The organism is Streptomyces sp. SAS_272, from assembly GCF_052543235.1.
Map to the genome: position 1 here is coordinate 78,717 of NZ_JBMNDR010000014.1, position 24,804 is coordinate 103,520.

The 24,804-nt window shown below is 66.6% G+C and carries 16 protein-coding genes and 7 pseudogenes; 13 read left to right on the plus strand and 10 right to left on the minus strand.

Going from position 1 to position 24,804, the window contains the following annotated elements; translation table 11 throughout:
• Positions 1-136 precede the first annotated feature (136 nt).
• Positions 137-595 (plus strand): transposase, encoded by a 459-nt coding sequence (locus tag ACN6LD_RS11920; protein WP_445043131.1) that lies wholly within the window; start codon positions 137-139, stop codon positions 593-595.
• Here ACN6LD_RS11920 and ACN6LD_RS11925 read toward each other — a convergent pair.
• The 3 genes and pseudogenes from ACN6LD_RS11925 to ACN6LD_RS11935 form a co-directional block, all read right to left on the minus strand.
• Positions 573-1,322, minus strand: coding sequence for a transposase family protein (locus ACN6LD_RS11925; RefSeq protein WP_445043132.1), 750 nt, complete (start codon positions 1,320-1,322; stop codon positions 573-575). The genes ACN6LD_RS11920 and ACN6LD_RS11925 overlap by 23 nt on opposite strands.
• Positions 1,323-2,041: 719 nt before the next feature.
• Positions 2,042-2,554, minus strand: coding sequence for a hypothetical protein (locus ACN6LD_RS11930; RefSeq protein WP_319193635.1), 513 nt, complete (start codon positions 2,552-2,554; stop codon positions 2,042-2,044).
• Positions 2,555-2,916: 362 nt separating this feature from the next.
• Positions 2,917-8,343, minus strand: a pseudogene (locus tag ACN6LD_RS11935) (DNRLRE domain-containing protein); the annotation flags it as partial.
• A 1,187-nt stretch (positions 8,344-9,530) separates the two neighbouring features.
• Here ACN6LD_RS11935 and ACN6LD_RS11940 point away from each other — a divergent pair.
• Positions 9,531-11,027 (plus strand): N-acetylmuramoyl-L-alanine amidase, encoded by a 1,497-nt coding sequence (locus tag ACN6LD_RS11940; RefSeq protein WP_445043133.1) that lies wholly within the window; start codon positions 9,531-9,533, stop codon positions 11,025-11,027.
• A 168-nt stretch (positions 11,028-11,195) separates the two neighbouring features.
• Here ACN6LD_RS11940 and ACN6LD_RS11945 read toward each other — a convergent pair.
• Together ACN6LD_RS11945 and ACN6LD_RS11950 are read right to left on the minus strand one after the other, a co-directional pair.
• A pseudogene (locus ACN6LD_RS11945) lies at positions 11,196-13,081 on the minus strand (N-acetylmuramoyl-L-alanine amidase).
• Positions 13,082-13,515: 434 nt separating this feature from the next.
• A pseudogene (locus tag ACN6LD_RS11950) lies at positions 13,516-13,927 on the minus strand (transposase family protein); the annotation flags it as partial.
• 1,052 nt (positions 13,928-14,979) lie between these two features.
• Between ACN6LD_RS11950 and ACN6LD_RS11955 the strand changes: the two are divergent.
• The 10 genes and pseudogenes from ACN6LD_RS11955 to ACN6LD_RS12000 all read left to right on the plus strand — a co-directional run.
• Positions 14,980-15,072 (plus strand): annotated as a pseudogene (locus ACN6LD_RS11955) (hypothetical protein); the annotation flags it as partial.
• A gap of 611 nt (positions 15,073-15,683) precedes the next feature.
• The gene (locus ACN6LD_RS11960; protein ID WP_445043134.1) at positions 15,684-16,001 is read left to right on the plus strand and encodes a tyrosine-type recombinase/integrase; all 318 of its coding nucleotides are present in this window, start codon (positions 15,684-15,686) and stop codon (positions 15,999-16,001) included.
• Between the two features lie 477 nt (positions 16,002-16,478).
• Positions 16,479-16,622: a hypothetical protein gene (locus tag ACN6LD_RS11965; protein ID WP_445036571.1), complete on the plus strand. Its 144-nt coding sequence runs from the start codon at positions 16,479-16,481 to the stop codon at positions 16,620-16,622.
• Between the two features lie 225 nt (positions 16,623-16,847).
• Complete coding sequence (locus tag ACN6LD_RS11970) at positions 16,848-18,020, plus strand: hypothetical protein (RefSeq protein WP_445036570.1); 1,173 nt, start codon at positions 16,848-16,850, stop codon at positions 18,018-18,020.
• Positions 18,021-18,527: 507 nt separating this feature from the next.
• Complete coding sequence (locus ACN6LD_RS11975; protein ID WP_445036569.1) at positions 18,528-19,052, plus strand: peptidylprolyl isomerase; 525 nt, start codon at positions 18,528-18,530, stop codon at positions 19,050-19,052.
• A gap of 392 nt (positions 19,053-19,444) precedes the next feature.
• A pseudogene (locus tag ACN6LD_RS11980) lies at positions 19,445-19,642 on the plus strand (transposase); the annotation flags it as partial.
• Positions 19,605-20,021 carry a CHAT domain-containing protein gene (locus tag ACN6LD_RS11985; RefSeq protein ID WP_445036568.1) on the plus strand — a complete coding sequence of 139 codons (417 nt, stop codon included), beginning with the start codon at positions 19,605-19,607 and terminating at the stop codon, positions 20,019-20,021. The pseudogene ACN6LD_RS11980 and the gene ACN6LD_RS11985, both read left to right, overlap by 38 nt.
• Positions 20,022-20,062: 41 nt before the next feature.
• Positions 20,063-20,245: pseudogene (locus ACN6LD_RS11990) on the plus strand (CHAT domain-containing protein); the annotation flags it as partial.
• Entirely contained in the window at positions 20,242-20,490 is a 249-nt protein-coding gene (locus ACN6LD_RS11995) for a CHAT domain-containing protein (RefSeq protein WP_445043139.1), read from the plus strand. The pseudogene ACN6LD_RS11990 and the gene ACN6LD_RS11995, both read left to right, overlap by 4 nt.
• A gap of 173 nt (positions 20,491-20,663) precedes the next feature.
• Positions 20,664-21,053, plus strand: a complete 390-nt coding sequence (locus tag ACN6LD_RS12000; RefSeq protein ID WP_445036567.1) for a hypothetical protein — start codon at positions 20,664-20,666, stop codon at positions 21,051-21,053.
• Positions 21,054-21,226: 173 nt separating this feature from the next.
• Here ACN6LD_RS12000 and ACN6LD_RS12005 read toward each other — a convergent pair whose 3' ends face one another.
• The 4 genes from ACN6LD_RS12005 to ACN6LD_RS12020 form a co-directional block, all read right to left on the minus strand.
• The gene (locus ACN6LD_RS12005) at positions 21,227-22,453 is read right to left on the minus strand and encodes a hypothetical protein (RefSeq protein ID WP_334450114.1); all 1,227 of its coding nucleotides are present in this window, start codon (positions 22,451-22,453) and stop codon (positions 21,227-21,229) included.
• Positions 22,454-22,586: 133 nt separating this feature from the next.
• A complete protein-coding gene (locus tag ACN6LD_RS12010; protein WP_445036566.1) occupies positions 22,587-23,033 on the minus strand; it encodes a hypothetical protein in 447 nt (148 codons plus the stop codon).
• Between the two features lie 90 nt (positions 23,034-23,123).
• Positions 23,124-23,441: a hypothetical protein gene (locus ACN6LD_RS12015; protein ID WP_334450118.1), complete on the minus strand. Its 318-nt coding sequence runs from the start codon at positions 23,439-23,441 to the stop codon at positions 23,124-23,126.
• Between the two features lie 172 nt (positions 23,442-23,613).
• Positions 23,614-24,000: a hypothetical protein gene (locus tag ACN6LD_RS12020; RefSeq protein ID WP_445036565.1), complete on the minus strand. Its 387-nt coding sequence runs from the start codon at positions 23,998-24,000 to the stop codon at positions 23,614-23,616.
• 109 nt (positions 24,001-24,109) lie between these two features.
• Between ACN6LD_RS12020 and ACN6LD_RS12025 the strand changes: the two are divergent.
• Positions 24,110-24,223, plus strand: a pseudogene (locus tag ACN6LD_RS12025) (DUF6069 family protein); the annotation flags it as partial.
• On the opposite strand, the gene ACN6LD_RS12030 reads toward ACN6LD_RS12025, so the two are convergent.
• Positions 24,216-24,734 carry an SLATT domain-containing protein gene (locus ACN6LD_RS12030; protein ID WP_334450122.1) on the minus strand — a complete coding sequence of 173 codons (519 nt, stop codon included), beginning with the start codon at positions 24,732-24,734 and terminating at the stop codon, positions 24,216-24,218. The pseudogene ACN6LD_RS12025 and the gene ACN6LD_RS12030 overlap by 8 nt on opposite strands.
• Between the last annotated feature and the right edge of the window lie 70 nt (positions 24,735-24,804).

The window sequence follows — 24,804 nt, forward strand, 5'->3', positions numbered from 1 at the left end:
CTGTCCCACTGCCTCCTCGCTCAGTACATCCAGGTGTATTGAACCGGCCCGATCGCTCGACCCGCCGGTTGCCCTGCGAATCGGACCGATCGACGCGGGGCCATGCTCAGTGGCCGCGCCCGGAGACGAGGACGCGGTGGCCCAGGCCACCCGCCTGACGTTGCGCATGCTGGCCGAGCGCGTCGAGCAGCTCACCGGGCAGATCGATGAGCTGAACCAGCGCCTGACCCGGGTCGTCGTACGCCACGCACGCACAGCAGCTGCTCGAACGGGTGGGCATCGGTTCGGACAGCGCCGTCATGCTCCTGATCACCATGGGAGACAACCTGATCGGCTGAGCACCGAGGCGTCCTTGGCTGCCCTTTGCGGAGTCAGCCCCATCGAGTATTCATCCGGCCGGCGGAGCACGCGCAGGCTCAACCACGGCGGCGACCGCCAGGCGAACGCGGTCCTGCACCGCATTGTCTTCACCCGCCTGCGCCACGACCTGCGCGACCTGGTGGCCATCACCACGCTCAGTGTGTCCCTCGAGCCGCACGGGGCGATGAACTGGGACGCGGCAGTGAGCTTTTTCAGCGTTGCCTCTCCAGGGTGAGAACGGCTTTGGTGATGACGCTCATGCGGTTGGGGCTGATGCGGGATCTGCGGAAGATCTGCCAGGACTTCAGCCGTGCCATGCCGCGTTCGACCGGTGCCCTCGCCGCGGCCAGGGCCCGGTTGGCGGTGCGCTGGGTGAGGGTGAGCTCGCCGCCCGGTGGGCGTTTGAGGCCGGTGGTCAGCCAGGGCCCGGCGCCCTGGTAGGCGCGGTCGGCGAGGATCGGGACGCTCTGGCGTTCGCAGATCCGGATGATGCGGTGGGTGCGGGCTGCGGTCAGGTCGTGGGTGCGGCCTGGCAGTGCGGGCGAGATCCACAGCACCTCGCCGGCGGGGTCGGTGACGACCTGGACGTTCACGCCGTGCCGGCGGTGTTTGGCCGAGTAGTCGGCTCGGCTGTCGCCGACACGGTCGCACTCGGCCAGGGTCCCGTCCAGCAGGACGAACTCCGGATCGTGCTCGCGCAGCGTCTTGAGCAGGCCCGGGGCGCGGTCGGCAAGCAGGCTGGTCACGGCGGTGACGTACGCGTGGGCGGTGCCGACGGATATCCCGAAGCCGGACGCGATCCTGGTGAGGGTGTCGTGGCGGCGCAGGTACACCAGAGCGATGAGCGCCCGCTGGTGCGGCGGGAGTTTGCACCGCCGGTCACCCTCACGGGTGACGATGAGCATCGTGGCCCACTCGACCAGGGCATGCGGGAGGTGGAGTGCGGCAGGATAGGGAACCAACAGGGCTCCTGTGCCGATGGGTTGAGACTTCGAACACCTCCACCAACGGCACGGGAGCCTTGGGCGTTGCGGCCCTCACCTCGGCCTGACCGGCGTCACCCGATCAGTGGCCACGCTGAAAACGCTCAGTGAACGAGGGCAGCCGCCGAGCCTGGTGGAGATTGTGACGCTGTCACCGCGTGCGGCATAGACGATCTTCGGCGACGCGGCCTGGCGGGACCAGCACCGGTCCCAGGGGGTGGTGGTCGTGAGCCGGGGCATGGTTGTCGCGTGCTGGGGCGTGTGTGAGCGTCCGCCGGTCCGCGGGCATTGCCATTCACGAGATCCCGCCCATGAGCAGGTAGCGGATCGCGTCGAGTATGTGGCGGTAGCGGTAGCCCCCGGGTTGCCCGTCTCTGCCCTGGGCCACGCCAGGGCCGGCAGCAAAGGCCGGGACCTCTGCCTACTTCGCGCTTGTCATGTCCGGGATGTCGGCGCCTCCCAGTCGGATGATCAGCCACGTTGCCGTACGCGTGCGCAAGCAACACGACCCTGCAGACGGGTTGAAGTGACCGGGATCGGTTGCGTACGACAACGACAACAGGGCCTCCGTGAACCGCTCGGAAAAGGGTTGCACCCCCGAGCTGTCAAGAGGCCCTGTCTTCGTTCGTCTAGGGCTGACGGATTACCCGACCAGGAATTCCGTTCACTCGCGGATTTCGAGATCGGTTGAGCTACGGCTACTCACTGCAGTGGAGTTGCGCGTCAATTTGTTTGGCGGTCATGGGACCGTCGCCGGTCCAATACTTGCCCGGTTCCACTTTCGCGCTCTCGATCGTACGCAGGGCGAAGACATCGTCGCGACCATCGCCCGTCGGATCCGTGTAGCTCACTCCGATGTTGGGCGGAATAGAGGACTTGCTGGGTTTTTCTGAGTGCTTCGCGAAGCCCTCTCCGGACCAAAGCGTGATGAGACCCTTCCGGGTGGATGTCGAGTTCGGTCCTGAGGCGGACCACACGACGCGCGGATTCTCGTGCTTGACATCGTCGAAGTCGTAGACCTCAACGCGCCTGATTTCATCCGTGGGGCACATGGGTATCTTGACGAAGATCGCGTCGCCCTCGACCCGTGCCCCGAACTCCGGCGGGTCGGCTGGATCCGATGGAAACATGCCGCAGCCGGATGCTCCCAACAGTGCGATCACGGTCAGGAGACCTGACAAGATGCCCTGCTGCCGCGTGGAACGAATCACCGGTAGCACTGTGTGTATCCTCCCTGTCCCCAGTCGGCCAACCGCTCCCACCGGTTGCGGCAGGGATTACTGCCTGCTCGCAAGTAGCGGATGCCGAAACCAAGACCATAGCGCAGCCATTGGGACCTGTGCCTCTTCTCGTGAGCAATCCGGTCCCTTGAGAGGAAGTCGGAATTATTCGACGTGAAATAGGTGGTTCCGAGTGTTGTGCCACCGCGCGCGTGCAGACCCCATCCGCCGACGCACGTTCTCATGCCGTAGCGGTAGCTGCACTTGTAGCCCATGAGGCGGCCGGCGCCTGCTAGCCCGTATCCCAGTGCTCGGGCTCCGGCGCGTCTCACCTTCTTGTAGCGCCAGAACTTCCAGCTCCATCGCTTGCCGTCAAGGTCGAATTGGTTGACGGGGTCGCTGGGGTAGACGTAGGCGTTGGCGCTGCCGCCGGGGACGGGGTCGGTGGAGAGGAAGCGACCGGTGGTGGGGTTGTAGAGGCGGACGCCCATCAGGGTGAGTCCGGTGGGGGTTTCGCTGGAGCGGGTTTTGGCGCCGAGCCAGCCGTAACGGGTGGGCTGTTGGCCGGGTCGGGGGTTGCCGTATTCGTCGGCGTCCAGAACGGTCGGGGCAACGGCGGTGTCCAGGGGGAGCTGGAGAGTGATGTCGCCGTGCAGGTTGGCCAGTTGCAGGACGGTGCCGCCGGTCTTGGTGCTGGTGGCGGCGAGGTCGCCGGCAGGACCGTCGATGTTGCGAGTCAGGCCGCCGCTGGTGTCTTCGCTGATCCAGCGAGGGCTGTCGCTGTCGGAGTCGTAGTGGTTGGTCTTCGCGGCTGTCTGGGTCCAGGTGCCGGAGGTGTTGGTCTCGGTGGTCCAGCTGCGGAAGCGCAGGTTGGAGTCGAGGGTCCAGGTCTGGCGCTGGGTGCCGGCAGTCTGCTGCTGGGCGAGGTCGTTGTTGTAATAGGCGAGGGCGGCGCCGGGAAGGGCGGTGGTGCGGCCGAGGTTGTCGTAGACGTAGCCGGTGTCGACGAGCCGGTCGGCGCTGTCGTAGGCGTAGCCGGTGGTGGTGGCGCCCGTGGTGATGCAGTCGAGGCCGACGCCGGCAGCGGCGGTGGCCAGGGACTTGCGGTTGCTGTTCTTGTCGAAGGTGTAGGTGCGGGTGGTGCACACTGCGTCGGCGCCGGTGTCCTGGACCTGGGTCAGGCGTCCGGTGTTGTCGTAGGTGTAGCCCTGGGAGGCGGTGACGCCGGGGGTGCCTCCGTGGGCGACGATCTGGCTGTGGGTGTTCTCGCTGACCGTGTCGGCCGCCAGGACGGTGCCGTCGCTGGTGCGGGTGTAGGTGCGGGCGGTTGCTGAGCCGGTGGTGTCCTGCTCGTCGCTCTGGGTGTAGCCGCCGGGCAGGGTCTGGGTGGCCAGGTCACCGTCGGCGTCGTAGCGGGCGGTGAAGGTGCCGGCGACCGAGTCGGTGACCGAGGTGGTCAGACCGCGCGGGTCGATGGCGGTGTCGTAGGTGTAGGTGGTCGTCGAGGGCACCGTGTCGGTGACCTTCGAGGGCCGGTTGAGGGCGTCGTACTCGGTGGTGGTGGTGGCCGCGTCGGCGTCGGTGTAGATGAGCTGACGGCCGAGCTGGTCGAAGGTCTTGCTGATGGTGCCGCCGGCAGGGGAGGTCTGCTTGTTCGCCAGACCGTTCGCCGGGTCGTAGCCGGTGGTGGTGGCCGGGACGGCCGTGCCGAGACCGCCGGTGACTGTGACGGTGACCGGACGGCCTGCGCTGTCGTAGCCGTTTGTGGTGGTGCGGGTGGTGCCGTTGGCGGTCTCGGTGACCTTGGCGATCTGTCCCTCGACCGCGTACTCGGTGGTCTTGGTCGGCAGCTGGGTCGGGTTGGAGCCGCCCCCGGTGATCGCTGCGACCGGTCCGGTCTGGCAGACCATGTCCGCCCATTCCGGGCGGCCGTTGCCCGTGCCCGTGCCGGTGGCGGAGTAGTAGGTGGTCTGCGTCGCGCCCGCGTCGGAGCCGGTGGAGGCGGCCAGGGCGGTCTTGATGACCCGTCCCTGGTCGTCGTAAGTGGTGGTCGTCGTCAGCGCTAGCCCGCCCGGGTCCTGGGTGCTGGTGGTGGCCACGCCCTTGGCCCAGTCGAAACCGGTCGCGATCACGCGCGGGTCGGCGGCCAGGGTCGGCCAGGCCCGCAACTGGGCAGCGGTGGTCTCCCTGGTGACCTGGTCCTTCACCGCGGCGGTGCCGTCGGTGGGGCGGCCGCTGTCGTATTCCTTGAGCGTCCTGGTGCGGGCGATGACCTTGCTGCCGGCCTGCGCGACGGTGGTGGTGCCGCTGAGCAGCTTGGAGGCGAGCACGACCTGGTGGATCGGGCCGTTCTCTTCCACCTCACGGGTACCGGTGTCGTTGTAGACGCTGGTGGTCGACAGCAGCTGGGCCCGCTCGGCCGAGGCGAGGTTGCTGATGCCCAGCCCGGTCAGTTCCGTCTTCTGGGCTGCGGTCGTGCCCAGGGCCAGTTCGCGGTTGCCTGCGGTCAGCGACCGGATTGTGTTGCCGAACTGGTCGTACTCGGTGACTGTGACGTGGTGGCCGGGGGTTGCCTCGTTGACCTCACGGCCGGAGGCGTCCAGGTAGTGGATACCGGCCCGAGTGTAGGAGCCGGAGGCCAGGGCGCTGCCGTCGTTGCCCGCGGGCACCTGATCGGAAGGGAAGACCGCGGTGGCGTCAGTGGGAACGTCGGTCTGCCCCCATGAGGCAAGGGCCGAAGTGCCGAGGTCCTCCGGCGCGGTGGAGCCGGTCAGCGGCACGCCGTAGACGATGCTGGTGGCGGCCGTGCCGTTGGTCTGGCTGGCGCTGCCCGGTGTGAGCGTCGGGCGGGACACCTTCAGCAGCATGCCGGCACCCGCGGCAGGGTTGGATCCTGCCTGTCCGTAGGTGAAGGTCCACGGCAGCTGTCCGGCCGGGGTCAAGGTGGTGACGCGGCCGGCGTCGTCGTAGGTGTAGGCGGTCTTCAGCGCGGGGCTGACACGGGGGTCCCACTGCTCACGCAGCCGGCCGCTGGTGTCGTAGGCGTAGGACGCAATGGTCTGCACGGTGGACAAAGAGGCCCCGGGCGCGGTCGACCACAGTTTGAGCGCCGAGACCTGGTCCTTGACGTCTCCCAGCGCGGAACCGGATGCGGTGGTGGCGGTGGCGTAGACGAACTCCAGCACCCGGCAGCCCTTGGTTGACGGATCGGCTGCGCATGCTGAGGCAGCGACAGCAGACGTCGGGGCGATGAGGAGCTTGGGGCGGGAGGTCTTGGTCTCGCCAACTGTGACCGGCTCGCTGACGGTGGTGGTCGTGGTGTTGGCCAGGCCCGTCAGGTAGGAGGTGGAGGCGTTCCACAAGGTGGTGCTGCCGCTCACCGCGGTGAAGGTGGTGACCTCGCCGTCGGAGCTCTTCAGGGTGAAGCTGCTGCTGAAGCTGCCGGTGAGTTCGTAGTCTTCGGCGCCGACTTCTGGGATCCAGCCGGTCTTCGCCGCGTTCTGGGCGAAGTTCAGGCGGGTGTCATCGCCCGCTGCCCCGACACTCACCGAAGTCGCGGCGGTTTTTGCCAGACCCGTCCACGGGATGGACGTCTGGGCGCCGTAGAGCCATTGTTTGCCGAAGATCGGCGCCTGCTGACCAGCGCCGATGCCCGCCTGCGGGGAACGTGAGGAGGCGGTGCGGTCAACCGACAGGCCGAAATAGGACGCATCGTTGTCGGAGAGCGTGTAGTCGCCGGTCAGCAGGTTCACCGAGCCCGGCCCCACCTCCTCGCTCGCTGCGCCGTCGGCGCCGCGGTCGATAGTGGCGTTGACGGGGTCGGACGAAGCGGACGCATTCGAGGGGCCTGTGAAGTCGGCCCGGATCTGCACGGCCCCGTCCGGGTTGACGGTGGAGGTGGCGTTCCAGGTCAGCTTCGGACTCTTGCCGCTGGTCAGAGCCACCGGCCAAGCGGACAGCGGCTGGCCAGCGACCGTCACGTCACCTGTCGGGATGACGGTCCAGGTGTCGGCCTCGCCGCGGCGCCAAGAGAAGGTGGCCTGGGTGAACTTCGATGCGTCTGCCTCGGCGGTCAGCGGCAGACGGGCGGCGGTGCGGGTGCCCTCGTCGGGGCTGGTGACACCGCCGGGACCGACGTGGAAGGTGTAGGAGAGGGCCTCGGACTTGTTGTCGGCCTTGTCCGTCGCGCGCACCTGCAGGGTGTTGGTGCCTGCCTTGGCGGGCTTGATGGTGACGCTGACCGGGGTGGTGCCGCTGGTGGCGACCTTCGTCCAGGTCGTGCCGTCCAGCGACCACTCGATGCCGTTCTGGTCACCCGCCGGGGGCGTCACCTTGAACACGCCTGCCTGGCCGACACCCTTGACCCACGATGCGGACGGGTAGTCCGTCGAGGTCACCGCGGTCGGCGCTGACGGGGCGGAGGTGTCGACGGTGAACGTCGCATACGCCGACCAGTCGTTGTTGTAGTGCAGCCCGTCGTAGGGGTTGGTGCGGAACTTGTAGGTCTTGCCGTTGGTGAGCAGACCGGAGGGAACCGTCACCGACGCCGGCTGCCCCGACGGTACGTAAGGAGAGACCAGGTAGTTGCCGACCTGAGCATTGGTAGCGGCATCGTCGATCTCGAAGGTGCCGTCGACCTTGTCGTTGTTGACGTCGATGAAGGTGTCGCTCAGCGTCGGCGTCGTGGTGTTGACGTACCAGGTGCCGGCGGCGTCCTGGAAGAACGGCGGGCCGGCCTGCTGGTCGGTGCCGGTCTTGGGCCGGTAGTTGTAGGTGACGGTCAGCTTGGGCGGGTTGGACGCGGCGTTGGCCGAGTTGAACCGCTTCCACTGGGCGGTCGCAGACTCGCTCGCCGCCTGCAGGCCCATGCCGGAAGTCGTGTTCTTCGCGGACGCCCACGTCTGCACCAGATTGGTGACATCCGCGTTGACCCAGCCGTCCGGCGCCGCGGCGCAGCCGGAATTGCCCTTGGTCTCCGTCGAAGTCGCCGAAGCAGTCGCGGCCCAGGTCGGCTGGGAGGTCCAGCGCGACGTCGTGGACGCCTTGCCCGTGCTGTAGACACCCCAGGGGTAAGCCTTGCAGTCCGTGTTACCCGAATGGAAGTTCCACAGGCTCAACTTCGCACTCGAGACCAACGCATCGGAGATCGGCGCGGTGTTCCAGGTGATGAAGGAACGCGCCGTACGCGGCGTACCGTCGCTGTTGGTCGTGCCCGGATTGCCCACATCCAGCTCAACATCGCTGGACAAGTCGACCGTCTCACCCTGCTGGACATAGGTGTCGAAGACGTTGGACAGCGCCGACGTCGAGGGGTCCACCGTGACCGGATACTGCGTCTGAGGATCGGCGAGGAACTTCGCGTCCGGGGTGAAGACCAGATTGATCGTCCCCTTCCCACGGACGACCTGCAGCTTCACCGGCGCCTGATGGGTGTGCTCCCCGGAGACCTTGTCGATCTGCGCGTCCCACATCACCGGAGCAGGCATCACCGCCTGCTTCTTGCCCTTCTTGTCGCTAAAGAGCAGGCTGCCGTCCTTGTTCTGCACCACCTTCAGGCCCTTGGCCTTCAGCGGCAGCGTGTAGGAGTAACCCCTCGTCGAGGGCCGCTCGGTGATCTCGACGAACTGCTCGAACCCGGTGCGGGTGGCTTCCACCACCACGTCCCCGTCAGCCACCGCACCGCGGTAGGTCGCCCGGTTGTCCTTCAGGACAGGCTTGGGCAGATCGCCCTTCCACTGCAGCGCGATCTGCTGATCACCCTCACCCAGCGTCACCAGGTCTTACCCGAAACCTGATGGGTGACCAACGGCCGGGTTTCCCGATGGGGCCCGTCAAGCTGACGGGCCCTTTCCTGGCAAGGGCAAGCGGCCACCCCAGACTCGCCGGCCACACGGGACTGCGACCCTGGCGCTGGGAGGTCCCGGCGGTCGCGCTGCTCACTCCCGGACGGCGCGGGCCGCCCGGCCGGTCGGCGGGACGTTACTTACCCGGCTTCCGCAGACCCTGCACGTGGACAACGTGTTGAGGTCCGTCCTGGACAGGTCGAGACCAGCACGCATCGGGACGGTAGCCGACAGCAACCCTGCCCCTAGCAGGGCTAGTTGGCCGTGTAGATTCCCTTCTTGGACCCAGGTGACTGAGATACGCGCTGCCTTCTGTGGGTCCGTCATCTGTTGATCCGACTGTGCATGGGGTGGGCTGCGTGAAGCGGCGTGTGGTGTGGGGTGCGGTGGCTGTGGCTGTGGCGACCGCGGTGTCAGCAGGAGTAGTCGTCGTCAAGATGGGGGACGCTCCTGGCTCGAATTCGGAGGCGAAGGGGCTAGGGGAGCCGGTCGTCACACATGTGCGGTCGACTGCTCTGGGTGCCGATGACGCCGGTCGGGTCTCGTTGAGCCGGCGCGATATCGAACCGTTCAGCATGTTGCGGCTGTCGTGGGACGACCCGCAGGCGCATCTTCAGCGCGCGGTCGAGGCTCGGACCCATACCGTGGGGACTCAGAAGTGGTCCTCCTGGGTGACGCTGGAGTCGGACGGCGGAGGTGGGGAGGACGCTCCGCGCAAGGGGATGCGCGGGGCCACAGACGCGGCTTGGTTCGGCCCGTCGGACGGAGTAGAGGTAAAGGTCGCCGCCGGCGGCACGTTGCCCGACGGGCTGCGGTTGGACGTGGTCGATCCCGGTACCTCCCCTCACACGGGTATGGAGGCAGCGGCCTTCGTGATGGCGGGGGAGAGCCCCGAGCCCGATGACACGCCCACCGACCCTGTCACGTCCTCAACTTCCCCGGTGGAGACGCTCGAGCCCTCAGCGACGCAGTCCGCGTCTGAGGACGAAACGTCGGCCACCCCCGCACCTACTGCCTCGGAGGCTTCTCCGCAGGTCAGTCCGTCTATTCCGACGTCGGCAGTGCCCTCGACGTCGCAGACGCCCACGGCGTCGCCGAGCACGACGGCCGGACCTACGTCGACCGTGCCGCAGCCCCCCATCGTGAGCCGGGCGGCCTGGGGAGCGGACGAGTCCCTCAACAACGATGCCCCCGAGTACGGCACGACCATCAACGCCGTGTTCATCCACCACACCGCCCAGACCAACACGTATACCTGCTCCGACTCCGCGGCCATCGTCCGGGGCCTACGCGCCCTGCATCTGAACCAGGGCTGGAAGGATATCGGCTACAACTTCGTCGTCGACAAGTGCGGCACGATTTTCGAGGGCCGTAAAGGCGGCGTCGACCGGCCGGTGATCGGTGCGCAGGCCGAGGGATTCAACACCAACACCACGGGCGTCGCCGTCATCGGCACGTACACGACCGATGATGCCCCCAACGCGGCAAAAGCCTCTTTGGCCCGCCTGGCGGCTTGGAAGCTCGGCCAGTACAAGGTGGATCCCCTGGGGAAGGTGACGCTGACGGCCGGCAAGGCCAACGGCAAGTTCGCACTCGGGCAGTCCGCAGTCTTCAACCGGATCTCCGGCCACCGCGACGCTTACGCAACAGAATGCCCGGGTACGGCCCTGTACAACCAGTTGCCGACCCTGCGTGCCTGGAGCGCCGGCCCCGTCGCCGGGCTCGCCATCAAGACGGTCACCGGCGCGACCCTGTCGGGGAGCACCTACCTGACCAAGGGATCCATCACCGTCAACTGGGCTGCCACCACGCCGACCTCCCTCATCACGAAGTACGAGGTCCTCGTCGACGGCAAGAGTGTCGCCGCCAAGACCGGGACCGCAACCTCCGCAGCCGTCACCCTCGCGGCCGGCGGTCACACCGTGCAGGTCCGCGCCACCCACCAGTCCGGCAAGACCGCCACCACATCCAGCATTGCGGTGACGGCGGAGACCACCCCGCCGGTGTTCAGCACCAAGCCGACCCTGTCGCTTCGTACGGGAACCGTCGACACCACCGCCGTCCCGGTCACCCTCGCCTGGAAGGCCACCGACGCCGCGGGCCTGAAGGAGGTCCGCCTGACCGCCCCCGCAGCGAAGACCTACGGCCCCACCACAGCGAGCGCCCCGCTCACCGCCAAGTCCGGCGCGGCCACCGCCTTCAGCCTCACCGCCCAGGACCTGGCGGGCAACACCGCCACCGCCGCGATGTCGGGCACTGCGGTGATCGTCCAGGAGACGGCCGCCACGAAGACCGGCACCTGGACCAAGAAGGCTTCCAGCAGCTACCTCGGCGGCGCCTCGCTCAGCAGTTCCGCGAAGAACGCCTCGCTGAGCTGGACCTTCACCGGCCGCTCGGTGGCCTGGATCGTCTCGCGTGCCGCCACGTCGGGACAGGCGGTCATCTACGTCGACGGGACCAAGACCGCGACCGTCGACCTGAAGTCGACCGCCACGGCCTTCCGCAACGCCCTGTGGACCAAGAGCTGGTCCTCCGCCGGCAAGCACACCATCAAGATCGTTGTCTCCGCGACGAGCGGGCGTCCTGCCGTCACCACCGACGGCATCGCCTACCTGCGGTAGGAGCCTGAAGAACGCAACCGCACCCTCGGCAAAACCGAAAGGGCTCGTGCCCGACCTTGGTCGGACACGAGCCCTTTCGGTTCGTGGGGTTCTCCCGCTGGTCAGCGCACGAGCGGCACGCCGATTTCCCGAGGACACCACTGCGGGTGGTCTGGGATCAGGCGCGGGCTACGCGGTCGGTGTCGGAGTGACGGTGGTGGCGGTGACGTCGCCTTCGTAGACCAGGGCGGTGCGGTGGTTGTACTGGATGGTGTACATGGACTTGCCGCCGATGACGACGGTGCCGCTGGACTTGAAGTAGTCGTCGGTGGCAGCGGCAGGCGCCGTGGAGACGTAAGCCTGACGAGACGGGATGGTGTACATGCTCAACGCAGCCTGGGTGGACGGTGACAGACCCGCGGGGTACTCGGCGGCGTCGGGGTAGCTGGATCCGTAGACCTTGACGGGCGGGCCGGCGGAGGTCTGGCCGCCCTTGACGACGGTCACGCCGTTGGCGGGGACGGTGTTGACGCCGCCCGGGTTGTAGAACCAGACCTCGCTGCCGCTGTACCAGATCGCGGTCCAGTCGCCACTCTTGTCGGCGACGACGAACTGCTGGCCGGCCTGGGCGGTGTTGCCCCAGTCGTTGATGCGGTCGGTGCCGACGGTGCCGGGGTGGACTGCCTGGTCGCCGAACAGCGGTGCCGCGTCGCTGGGAGCGGTGCGCAGGTAGACGAAGTTGGACGGCTGCTCCTTGCGCGTGCACGTGGTGACGGCGCCGGTCGGATCGTCGGCGGGGCAGATCTGGACGGTCTGCTGGTTGCCGGCGAAGCCGGGGGCGAGGGTCAACACCGACCCGACATCGCCGACTCCGTGCTCACCGGTGATCGGGGCGCCGACCAGGGCCATGAAGTGCTCCCAGTCCCAGGACGGGCCCGGGTCCCAGTGCATACCGGACACGGTCCCCGAGGTCGGACCAACAACGTTGTCGTGGCCGATGATGTGCTGCCGGTCCAGCGGGATACCGAACCGCCCCGCCAGATACTTCACCAGGTCTGCGGTCGCCTCGTACTGCGCCTCGGTGTACCAGGTCGCGCCGTGCGCGGCGTACCCCTCGTGCTCGATGCCGACTGAGTGCATGTTCGTCGAGTAGTTGCCCGCGTGGAAGGCGAGGTCCCTCGTGGGCACCATCTGAGTCACCGCGCCGTCCGAGGACCGCATCACGTAGTGCGCGGCTCCGCCGCCGGGGATCTGGAAGGTGGCGATGGTCGAAGCGTAGGAGGACTCAGTGTCATGGATGACGATCGAGTCGATCCTTATACCATTGGTCGGCCGGTTGGAGACCTGCCCATTGGACGCTGCCGCCGGCACGAATGTGCAGTTGTCGTGGGGCACTCGGTATCCGCCGCCGCAGCCGACTTCAAGTGCAGCCGGGACAACTGCTCCGTGGCCGGGCTGACCTGGGGGTCAGCCGCCAGTGCTACGCGCTGCCCATCCGCCGTGGTGCGCCCGGCGCCCTTCTTCAGAGTGGCGAAGACGCGGTCGGCGAACGCCTGCGCGCCCAGCCGCTGGGTCGACTGACTGTAACGCGCCACGGCCGCATACCAACGACCCGGATCGGCCGACGGCTCCTCGCCGCCCGTCTTCTGGTACGACGCCAGCAGCGCCGCCCCACCGCGGATGTTCGCTGCTGCGTCAGCGCGCAGCTTCTGTTCCGGAAGCCCGGTCAGTCGGGCCGCCGCCTGCAGCGTGTGCAACGCCGGCTCCACAGCTATTTTCGCCAGGTCCGCCCGTCCTGCCGCACCTGCGTTTCCGGCGGCCAGCATGGATGCCGTCACGTCCGTCAGATGCATCGGACCGTACCCGCCACCAGCGCTGTGCCCGCCGGCATGCGCGTCCCATGCCGACTCCTGATAGGCCACCGCCAGCAAAACCCGCTCCGGCACATCGAATTCCGCCGCAGCAGCCGCAAAATCCTTTTGTCGCACCGCCCCGCCGGGTGTCTTCCCCACCGTCGCCTGTGCCGCCGCCGGAACGGCGATGGTCCCGGCTACCGCCAGCATCGCCACCGCCATCAAAAGCGGCCGACGTCGTGAGACATCCCGTCGGCGCAGCCCTGTCTCTGTCGTAATCAAGGATCCCCGAATCTCCACTGAAGGGACACCACGGCCCTTCAATGGCGCTGATTGACACGTAGCAAGCCGTTCTGAACGCGTGCACATTCATCACGCAAGATACATTTGCCGCTTTTACGCCAAAGCCCAGCCGGTATCCGCCCGCACTCGGCCCGGACTGAGATCTGCGCGAATCTAGCAGACAGTGCTGATCATGATCATCCGAGAGCCCAATTCAACCTGGCTCGTTACATGTGGAATTGGGTTGAAACGTCATTAACGGCCCCCAATCCGGCCGTTTTGGTTGGGGGCGGCTGAGGAATGGAAACGCAAAAGTGCTCGCCGATTCCCTCGGAGGCGCCCGGCTGTCGAAGTCCCAGGTCAGCGCGATGGCCAAGCGTCTCGACGAGCAAGTGGGTTTGCGCAGCAGTCGGGGCGCGTGCCGAGCTGGAAAGTGCCGCCGACGCCCAAACGAGGCGTCCCGCCGCATCCGCGATTACCTGCAGGTTCATCCTGTGCCGTCGGTGCTCTCCGGAGTAGTACGGCTTCTGATCGTGCACGCGGTCGATCGGGATCAGCGTGCCGTCGATGATGACGGAGGCCAGCAGCCGGATCCTGGTCATCGCCTGGTGCAGGTCGTTGGCGGTCGCGGCGAGCAAGATGATCGCCTCGCGGACATAGCGCCCAGGCGGTGGCAACCCCGACCTGGAATCCAGCGGCCATGCGAGTGACGGTATTGCCGTTGCGCAGGTGGGCCAGGGCGAGCAGGGCCTGCCGGCCGGGGTCGAGTCGGTGCAAGCGGGATTGAGGCGGGGCAAGACAGCCACGAGGCTCCCGGTAGGGCAGCTTTCGTGGTCGATTGCTTGTTTTACCGGGAGCCTCGCCTGACCTGGCTACCGACCTTCACCACGCCACTGACCTGCACCAACAAATTGGAAATGGCTCAGTGGTCCATGTGATCGAACGGGCTGGGGTTGCGTGGATTCTTGAGCGGCGTGAGCATGGAGTTTTCGGTGAGCGGACGGACGGGCTCGTGGCCGGCGGCGTGTCTGTCAGTACTGAGGATGGGATCGCCTATGTAGAGCGCGGGGGTCACCATGACGCTGCGCTCGAAGCCGCGTACTGGGCCGAATTTCCGACGGGGCATTGTCGTGTTTGTGGTCTGGTGGTTCTGAGCTGTACTGAAGCGCGTGGTTGCCGTGGCTTGCATGGGTAGGTTGCAGATCCTCGCCCCGGCGGTAACCGCGCTGCACTTCCTCGTGCGGCACGGCGCGCGCAGCTTCAATTACTGCCAGAGATGAGTTTTAGTGCTCATCCCCGATGGTGTGACCCTGTACTTCGGTCCTTCGGGGGGGGCTTCTGATCGAGGACGCGTGGGGATGATGAGGCTGGATCTCAGTCGCGGCGAGCGCAATGTAGACCATGATCGCCGGTTAGCCAAACCGGCGATTGTGACGACCATTGAAGGTGTTCGCATTCGGCTGAGCTCGGCGAAGGAGCCGTACCGGACGAAGCGAACAGAGCCGCAGGCCCTGGGAGAAGCGCACAGTCCTCTCGCCTGCTGCCCTGATGACCGCGGCGCCCTCGCTGAAACACAGCGGTGCCCATGCATGCGTGGGAGGGTTCCACGTCCTTAAGGAGAGTGAGCAGTCCTGTCCGATCCGATCAAGAAGCTTCCCCCGAATACGAAGGGGCAGGTCCGATATCGGTTCGTGGTCGACGTAGGAACCGATCCTGCCACCAGGAAGCGCAAGCAGTTGACCCGTACCTTCGGCACGCTGAGGGAGGCGAAGGCCGAGTATGCGCGCATCACGAACCGCCGCTACGAGGGGTCGTTCGTCGAGCCCAACAAGATCACGGTGAACGAATGGCTCGACCAGTGGCTCGCCAAGAAGTCGGAAGACCTGGAAGAGAGCACTGTTTACAGCTACACAATGACCCTGGGTCGTGTCCGGGGGGAGGTTGGGCACATCCGGCTACAGGACCTGACCGAGGACCACGTCGAGGCGTGGATGAGGTGGGCGCTTCGGGAGGGGCGTGTTCGTGGTGGGAAGTCCGGCGCGGGTCTGGGGGTGACCTCGGTTGAGATGTCCCTGGCGCGGCTGAAGGAGGCACTGAACCGGGCAGTGGCCAGGCGCCTGGTTGCCATGGATGTGGCCCAGGAGGTCACGGTCCCTCGGAAAGTACGCAAGGCGGAACGCAGGGCCAAGGCGGTGGTTCGGCCCTGGAACGTCGAGGAGGTTCATGCCTTCGTGCGCGCGGTAAAGGACGACCGCCTCTACGGCCCTGTCCTTCTGTCCCTGATGGGCCTGCGGCCGGCGGAGATCTGCGGCATGCGCTGGGCCGATATCGATCTGGGCAAGGCGACTCTGGCTGTTGCCAACACGCGAACGTTGATGGGGAACAAGACCGTGGTGGAGAAGGACACGAAGTCTCTCGCCGGGGAGCGGCAGCTTCCTTTGCCCGATCTGGTCAGGGAGGTGCTGACGTGTTTCAGGGCCACATCCAGGTGGCCGAGAAGCTGGCGGCGGGGGAGAGGTATGAGGACAGCGGGTACGTGCTCGTGGACGGACTCGGCAGGGCGCTCAACGGGCGGCAGCTGCGTGAGCGGGCGTACAAGATCATGGACGAGCACGGGCTGCGGCGGGTCCGCTTGTACGACGCTCGCGCGAGTTGCTTTACGTACCTGGCCAACAACGGGGTGCCGGACCACCTCCTTGCCCGGTGGGCTGGGCACACCAACGTCCGGACCACGAAGCACTGGTACGTGAAGCCGGACGTGGAGGATCTTCGTCCAGCCGCGGATACCTGGGGAGGTCTGGCGAGCGTCTCCACCCCCGATCCCGCAGAGAGTGTGAGATGTGGGAGCGTGAGCGGGTGAGTGAGAAGAACGTCGAAACCCTGCAATACCGCTTTGACGGGCCAGAACAGGCTCCGGTCCTGGTCATGGGATGCTCCCTCGGTGCTACATGGCACAGGTTGTAGAGACCGTCTTCGGGCGTCCACGTCAGTCCAGGGCGGGTGCGTAGTGCCAGGTCAGGGCATCGCAGTCCGGGAGAGTCGGCGTAGTTGGTGACAGCCTGTGACAGCGCCTGTGAGAGAGGCGTTCGACGGCAAGCCCCTGCAGACGCGGCCGGAGGGCGCTTCCGAGCGGGTGTGCTGCAGCTCCGGCGGTGGCACCGCACCGCCCGGGTTGTCCCCCAACGAGTACTTGACGCGAGGGCGTAGTGATGACACACGCGCCTGCGGTAGATGCGGCCGGGGCTCTTGGCGAGCAACAGGTCATAGCCTTCGCCTCTGCAAATTCGAACGCTTCTGGAGGTGTCTGAGGCGATGCCTGCCCCGCTTGATGTTCCGAATGACAGGCACGCTGGAGCAGAACTTCAAGAGCGTCCTGGGTCGTAACAAGGCCGGCGGGGTGGACTGGATCGCACCCACCGTCTTCACCACCAAGATCCGCCAAGCCGTCGTATCCGAGAGCCGCTATCACATCGAAGGCTGAGCGCTCCAGCGATCCCCCCGCCGACCGGTCTTGGTCCCAGCCTCGCGTATCTCGCACCTGCGCTCCCGTTGGAGACCAAACCGGCCGGTGGGCTTCCTCGGGTCGGCCACTTCAACGGGGGCCTGGAAGGTGTGAGAACGGTTGACTCGGTTGAGCCCTGCGGTCGTTGGGACGGAGTGGAAATGGAATGAGAATGGCTCGCGGAGCGACCTACGATCGTCTGTCATGGGTGTATACGTGAGCCGGGATCGGACGGATGCGGCGCCGAAGCGGGCGGCCGAGCCACAGGCCGAGTTCTTCGAGAGGGTCGCCGGCCCGTTCTGGGACCAGATTCGGGATGTGATCAACGAATGGTGGTCGCGATTCCCTGACCAGGCTCAGCCCGGCCTGCTCAGCCGACTGCGGGACCGAAACTCCGACACGAACGTCTACTCTGCGCTGTGGGAGCTGTACCTGCACCAGATGTTGCTCGGTTCCGGTTGCAGCGTGGAGGTTGAGCGGCAGACGGGAACAGGTGGCTACAAGCCCGACTTCCTGGTTACTCGCGACAACGAGCAGTTCGTCGTCGAGGCGATCTGGAAGGCTCAGAAGCGCGACGCAGGGTCTTACCCGCTCCCACCGCAGTTGAGCGATGCCATCGATCGCTTGCCGAGTCCGAACTTCTTCGTATCGTGCGAACTGCACAGCGCCGGTACGGCAACGCCGCCGCAGAGACGATTGAAGTCCGGGCTGACGCGATGGCTTGAAAGCTTGGACCCCGACCAGGTCATCGCAGACCACGAGCGCAAGGTGCCGCTTCCCAGTCACACTTGGCAAGAGGCTGGCTGGTGCCTCACGTTTCAAGCGATCCCCCGCAGCCCAGGCAAACGTGGCAATCCATCCAGCAGGACAATCGGCGTCTACCCCTCGGCATGGGCGGTCGAAGACGGATCGGAGCGAGTGCTCCACGCCGTCACACACAAGGGCGGGAAGTATGGTGACCTGGAGCTGCCATTCATCGTGGCGCTAGGCCATGCAGCCGACTTCCCCGAAGATGAGGACATCGAGAGAGCGCTGTACGGGAGTACGGTTGAGTTCGCCTACGACAGCGGTTCGACATTCAGCCGAAAGCCCGATGGTTACTGGACTGCCACCTACGACCATGCCCACAGCCGTGTCAGCGGCGTGCTCGTCGTGAACAACCCAGCACCTTGGACCTGGACGAAAAACACTCCCGTTCTCTGGCAAAGCCCGGACCCCGCCTCGCTTCCTGCCCCCATCTTCCCTACCTGGGCAACCGCGCAACTGGCTGGGATCCAGGTCAAGCGCCAGCCCGCGATTTGCTCCGTCCACACCGCTCTCGATCTGCCGGAACGCTGGCCGACCGGCGATGCCTTCCCCCGGAGTGCCCCGAGATGACGGCAGCGGCACCGTCGGTCTCGATAGCGGCACCCCGGTGAGATCACCTCATGTGCACGGCAGCGTTCGGTGGGGGCCTCTGCGTGGACTGGGGAGGCCGCTCGACCGGGTTCGGGGAGCATCCGTCGTACACGGGGCGGACGGCCTGATCGGTCGGCCGGCGCTGTGCCACACCCGAACATAATGGCCTGCCGCGGGCCGAAGGCTGGGAGGCGGATGTGGCTTGCGGGCGGGTTCTCGCCTGCCAGGCCCCGCTTTAGGCTGCAACCGCTCCGAAATCTGGCGATCTTTTGGAGGGTGCGCAGGATGAAACGAGCTCTCATGACCGCATCGGCGGCAGCAGCGTTGGTCGTGTCCGCGGGCAGCACCACTGCCTCCGCCCACAATGCCCCGCCGCGAACAACGCACGGTCCCTGCCAGTACACCCAGACCCCGGACGAGCCGGCGGCGCGGCCGGTTCCCCTGCCGCCCGACCCGCGGCACACCCTCAGTCATGGCGCGGTCGGTATGGCTGTCCGGACCAGCCAGGGCCCGCTCCCGCTGCGTCTGGACCGGGCGAAGGCGCCGTGCACGGTCCAGAGCTTCGTGTACCTGGCGCGGCACCGGTTCTTCGACCGTACGGTGTGCCATCGGCTGACGGCGTATCCGACGCTGAAGGTCCTGCAGTGTGGCGACCCGACCGGCACCGGCGAGGGTGGGCCGGGCTACGAGTACAAGGACGAGCTGCCGGTGGACCTGCCGCCGGCACCGAGCGATCCGACCGGCACCCGTCGCCTTTACGGGCGTGGTCTGCTGGCGATGGCCAACGCCGGGCCGAACACGAACGGTTCGCAGTTCTTCGTCGTCTACGGCGACTCCGCGCTGAGACCGAACTACACGGTGTTCGGCACGGTCGGTGCCGCGGGCCTGAAGACGCTCGACAAGGTCGCTGCTGGCGGAATCGAGCCAACTACGCAGGACCCGGAGCCTGTCGACGGCACGCCCGTGTTGAGGACCGAACTGCTCAGCGTCCGGCCGTCCTGCCGCCCCTGATGGACTGCGCTGCGGTCACCATGGGTCCAGCCACGTGTCTGGTCTCACGATGATGTGAAGGAGCCGTTGCCGATGTCCGCACAGGTGACGTCGCCGATGCTGTCGTAGAAGGTGACGGACGACGGTTTCAACGTCACGCACGTCCGCAAAACCGTCGACGTCACCGAACGCCTCTGGAGGTGTCTGAGGCGATGCCTGCCCCGCCGATGGGCGAGTCCGGGCTCGGCGTCGCGAGTGAACAGGCTGCAGCCTGCCAGCGAGTCGGTGTGGCTGGGTTCCACCCCAGGAAAGGGCTGTCGGCCGTGACGCTCATAGGTAGGGCGGGTCATGCGGCTGTCCGTCAATGCCGGTCACGAGTGGCAACCTGGTCAGAACGGTATCCACCGATCCCCACACCGCTCGCGGTCCTGTTGACCGGCGGCAACCGCAACGATGTCACCCAGTTGCTGCCCCTGCTCGATGCGATTCCGCCGGTCCGCGGCCGAGTGGGCCGTCCGCGCCGCAAGCCCGACGCGCTGTTCGCCGACCTGGGCTACGATCACGCCACCTACCATGACCAGGTCCGCGACCGAGGCATCGTGCCCTCGATCACCGCGGGTGTGGTGGGCACCGGGCGGCCTCCTGGGCCAACTGCCCCTCCATGCCGTCGGCTACCACACCGACAGCGCCAGCGATCCAAGGCGGCGCACTGTCATAGACCGGGTAGTTTCCTCCTACACCCCCACCGTGCGCGCACTCCGCTACACCCGACGGCACCCTCCCGGGCCAAGGAGCCGCACTCAAGCCCTGATCGTCGCGATGCCCACCACCCCCGGACTTCCCGATCACGGTTGGCTAGACCACGTCGGCGCCGAGGTCGCCAGGCTGGGCGACCGCCTACCCAACCACATACTCCTTCGCGAACCCGCCCGGCCGACAGCAATCTCACCGACGCTCAACGTCCTCTACCGACCAAGGCCAACGTCCTAGAGTCCCTGCCCACATGCCAAATCGCACACTTCGCCTGCCATGGCGCGAGCGACCGCGCCGACCCGTCGAAGAGCCTGCTGCTGTTGCACGACCATGCCAGTGATCCGCTCACCGTGGCCAGCTTGGCCCCTGTCCGTCTCGACAACGTCCAACTGGCGCGCCTCTCGGCCTGCCACACGGCAGCAATCCATACCCCGAGCTCATCGACGAAGCCATCCATCTGACCGCCGCCTTCCAGCTCGCCGGATTCCCCCACGTCGTCGGCACCCTGTGGGAGATCGACGACCAGATCGCCGACGCCTTCTACACCAACCTCACGACCGATGAGGGCACCCTCGACGTCAGCCGAGCCGCCTACGCGCTGCACCAGTCTGTACGCGGGGTACGCGACGGCCACGACCTCTCCGGCCAATACGACCGGACCCAGACCCCCTTCCTGTGGGCCGCCTACCTCCACGTTGGAGCCTGACTTGGAACTGGACTAGACAGGTCCCACTGTCCAAGTCAGATTAAGCTCCTGCCGGTGTAGACGATCCTGACCATTACGGTCGCCGTCATGTGGGGCGCCGGCTAGGGCTTGCTAACTCACGCTGGGCCTGCTGGCGTGCCGGATCGGCCAGCTCTCCGAGCAGATCCGGGAGCGTGGACACTCGTCTGATCCGGCTCGTCAAGTGTCATGCCCCGCAGTTGCTCGACGTGGTGGGGATCGGTCCGGACACGGCCGTCGCTTTGCTGATCACGGTGGGGGACCACAACGCCTGGACAGTGAGGCGTCCTTCGCCGTCCTGTCGAGCGTTCCTGGGGACGCTGGCAGTTCCGTCGCCTCAACCGTGGTGGCGACCGCAGGCCAATGCCGCGCTCCACCGCATCGTGTTCATCCGCCTGCGGGTCGACCCGCGCACTCCGGACTATTACGAGCGCCGGATCAAGGAGGGTAAGGCCCGTCGCGAAATCGTCCGTCGCTTCAAAGGCTACGCGGCCCGGGACGTCTTCCACCTGGTCGGACAGCTACAGCCAGGACCCCGCTCATAGGGGCTGTGTGAGACGCGAAGGCAAGAGGGGAACGGTCCACGGGACTGTGTCTCGCGGCTTCTGTATCTCGTCTCGGCGAAGGGTGGATCACCCGTCGCCGGCACCAGGAGTCCGGCGGAGTGGGTGCTCAGGTTGTGGACGGGGTCCGCTTCTGACCGTTGACCGTGCCCTTCTCAGCTGTCGGAGTCGGCCTGGCGGAGATGGAAGGGAAGGAAAGCCAGTTTGACCTCGCGGGACGGATCTCCATCTATGTGGAAGACGAAGTCATGGCGGGTGCCGAACTCGTTGATCGAGCCCCGCCGCTTGAAGTTGGGATGGTCCTCCAGCTTCCCCAGCGCCTTGGAGACGATGTCGGAGAACGCCTTCTCCCGGACGAACAGCAACACGGCCGCCTTGGTGTCCCGCCAGGTCAGATAGCCAAGCAGCTGGTCCAGCGTGCCGGTGATGGTCTTCGGGCCCTTCCAGAACTTGCACTCGCCGATGAACACGTGACCGTCCTCGACCCGAATGAGGATGTCGGTCTTGCCCTTGAAGTTGAACACCTCGCCCGCAGCCGTGCCCTCGAACTGGGAGTTCAACGCCAGGAGCAACAGGTCCCGGATCTCCTCCTCATCGAGCTTGCCGACCAGTGAGGGTGAGCGCTCCAGTTGATTGCGGGCGTTCTTCAGGACCCGCAGCGCCTCTTCGTAGTCCGCGTCGGCGAGCACCGGCTCGGGCTCGAAGGAGGAGTCCGTGGACGGCCCGGCGGACTCCGTCCTGATCTTCTTCCGAGCCAGCGGGACCTCGTAGGTCTTGGCATCCTGGCGCTTGCGGATCGGGAACCCGAGCGACGCTTCGAGGCTCCGGCTGGCGAGAAGAGCCTGCTTGCGGACGTGAACCCTCTGAGGGATCACCTGTTCGATCTGCGAGTTGTAGCCGTTGACATTAGCCCGGGCCCAGTCGAGACACTTCATGATCTCGCCGATCCTCTCGTCCAGAGCCCGGCGTACGAATTCGTGATCCGTACTCTGGCCGGTCCAGGCGAGCCTGACCTCCGTCTCGGTCACCGTCCCCAGTGGTCCCGGTTCCATGTGGGGGTTGGGCCGGAGGGCGAAGATGGTGCGATCCCCGGAGTAGGGAACCAGCAGCGTGACCGTGTTCTGGGCGACCCTGAAGGAGTCGTCGAACCTCTCGACGACTCCGTACCCCTGCTTTAACGGCTCGATCCCGACGCCCTCGCGGTCGAGCGTGGGAACCACGATGCGGAAGTCGTTCATCAACTCCTCGATGAGGTCGGCCTCGGGCGTCATCAGGAGCTTCTCGGGATCCCATCCGTCGACCACCTGAGTGATCTTCTGAATCTTCTTGTGCAGATGCTCGCGAAGAATCCCGCTGCTGAACAGCCTGCCGTTCCGGTGCATCCTCCAAGTCTGCGGCATGGCACTGACAGCGAGCCGCCCGTGCCGAGACTGCGACGGCGGCATCGCGCGGCTCCGGTCCGCGACGGTCGCGTCAATCGGGCTCCCGATGCCGTTGAAGCTTTCGGAGCCGACCTCACTCCGACGATGAGTCTGACGTCTCGGCCTGAAGGCCGTCGTCGTTGGAGTAGCTGCCGAAAGGGCTCGGAAGGTCGTAGCCCGACATGTAGGCCGGCCTCGCGTAGAGCGTCTCCCCGAACGCCCAGAAGTAGAGGTTGGGGTGGTCCGGGAAGATGACCACGCCGGCGCCGTTGATGGCTCCGAGGCCGTGCTGGTGGGCAAGTGGATAGAGCAGGTCCTTGAGGGCGAGGCCGGCCGGGATGCCGGCGACGGCCGCGGTGGACGCCGCGACGACGAGGTCGGCAAGCTGCAGGTGCGGAATGTGGTGACTGGGCGCCGTGACGATGGGCAGCACGACCTTGTCCGGCTTGACGTACTCGGTGCCACCGTTTGTCAGTTTGAGTGTCTCCGCGAGCCACTTGCCTTCCTGCGCCGGCCCGCCGCCCGGCTTGTCCGCGATCACGACGCTGAGCTCTCCGTGATCGCCCAGGTGCATGGTGATGCGTTCGTAGAGCCACTTGAGGATCTCCTGGCCGACCTGGACCAGTGTGCGTCAGGTGTAGGCCGCGGAGTGATCGATAATGACCACCATCGACCGTATCTCGTGATCAATGGCAGCCTGAAGCATGCGTTGGCGGAGCTGGGTGACGAGTTCGCCCCCGGCGGTCGCGAGGAAGCTCCCCTTGGCCGGCTTCCACTTGAGTTCCTCGTCGTCGGGGATGCCGAGATCGTTTCTGATCTCCTGGAGGGACTCGGCGAACGGCGAGATCGTCTTATCGGGGACGCTGACGGCGCCGAGGGCGACGAGGTCGCCCAGGCCCTTGCGGGGGCAGTTCCTCTGCCGACTGTCGTCGATGAAGATCAGACGCATGATCAGGATCCTTCGTGCCGTGCCGTGCCGTGCCGTGCCGTGCCGTGCCGTGGGCGGGGCGTGAGGCGCGATGGTTTGGGCGCCCCTTCAGACAACATGATCCTGTGCCCCTGGCCCCACCGTCGCGCGGTTTTCCTGTAGTGGACGGAGGCTGGCGGTGACCGCGTGGGCCTCAGCGGAGGCGAGTGACTGTTTGCTGGGCTTCGGGTGCCTCGCGGAAGCGGACGTTTTCGAGGGTGACGTACTGGATCTGGGCAGCAGCGAGGGCGAGGGCGGCGGTGAACTCGCGGTTGCGGCTTCGGAGCTTCGCGTTGCGGGCGGTCAGGGTGTCCAGGGCAGACGGTTCGTATATTTGCTCGTCGGATGGGGCCGTTCGGCGGGCGGTGGTCTCCTGGACGAGGTCGGGATAACGGCGGCGGAAGGTCGTGTTGCTGAGGCCCAGATTGCGGGCGAATGCGAGGACGCTCGGCCGGCGGTTGGAGTCGTGACAGGCGGCCAGCATCTTTTCCATGCGCTTGCGGACGAGGGCGTCGGGAAGATCGTGGTGTGTGTCGTTCATGAGCTGATCACCAGAATTCCGTTACTGACCAGGAAATCAGTGATCTCTGCCCGGCGCCCGTTGAGCCGGTGAAGCAGCAGCGGGCGGACCTTGGGTCAAGGCCCCCTTTTCGGTTGTGGGCATCGTCATCGCCGCCGCTCTACTTCGTTGGAGCCCTCGCCCCGCCGAGCGATTCGTGTGGACGGCAGTGTCGCTGACCGCCGATCGGGTTGGCGTCAGCTAGCGCCTTCATCCACGGCGTAGGTCTGCGATCCCGCGCGCAGGTTGGCCTGCGCCCTGCGGTAGGCGCGGCGGCTGGGCACTTCCGCCTGGGTGTTCTGCGCGTCACGGCGGGCGGTCAGCGCGGCGAGCGCCTCACGCGCCTCCCCGAGGGGCCAGTCCGGCAGGTCGATCTCGCGGTGCTGCCGTGCGGCCGTCTGCATCTCCAGGTAGGCGTTGGCGGAGCCGGCCGCCTGCCCCGCCCGCTGCGGTGCGTTGACCGTGGTGAGTACCGCGCCCAGGCCCGCCGAGACCAGGGCGAGGATGCCGGCGGCTGTGCCGCCCGTGGAGTCCACCAGTGCGGTCGTCCCTGCGACCGCCGCGAGCAGAGTCGCCGGAACGCCCAACAGCCAGTGCAGCGCCCTCCAGCGCTTGGCCTCCTCGAACTGCGTCTGAGCGCTGTACATCGCGCTCTCCTCCAGGCGCCGGAACTCCGCTTCGAGCGCGCGGCGCCGGGCGTCGCCACCGGCGGTCATGCCCGTACCGGAGGCGGGAACTGGTCGTGCGTCAGCGGTGTCCACTCGTCCACGGTATCCGCCGGGCCCC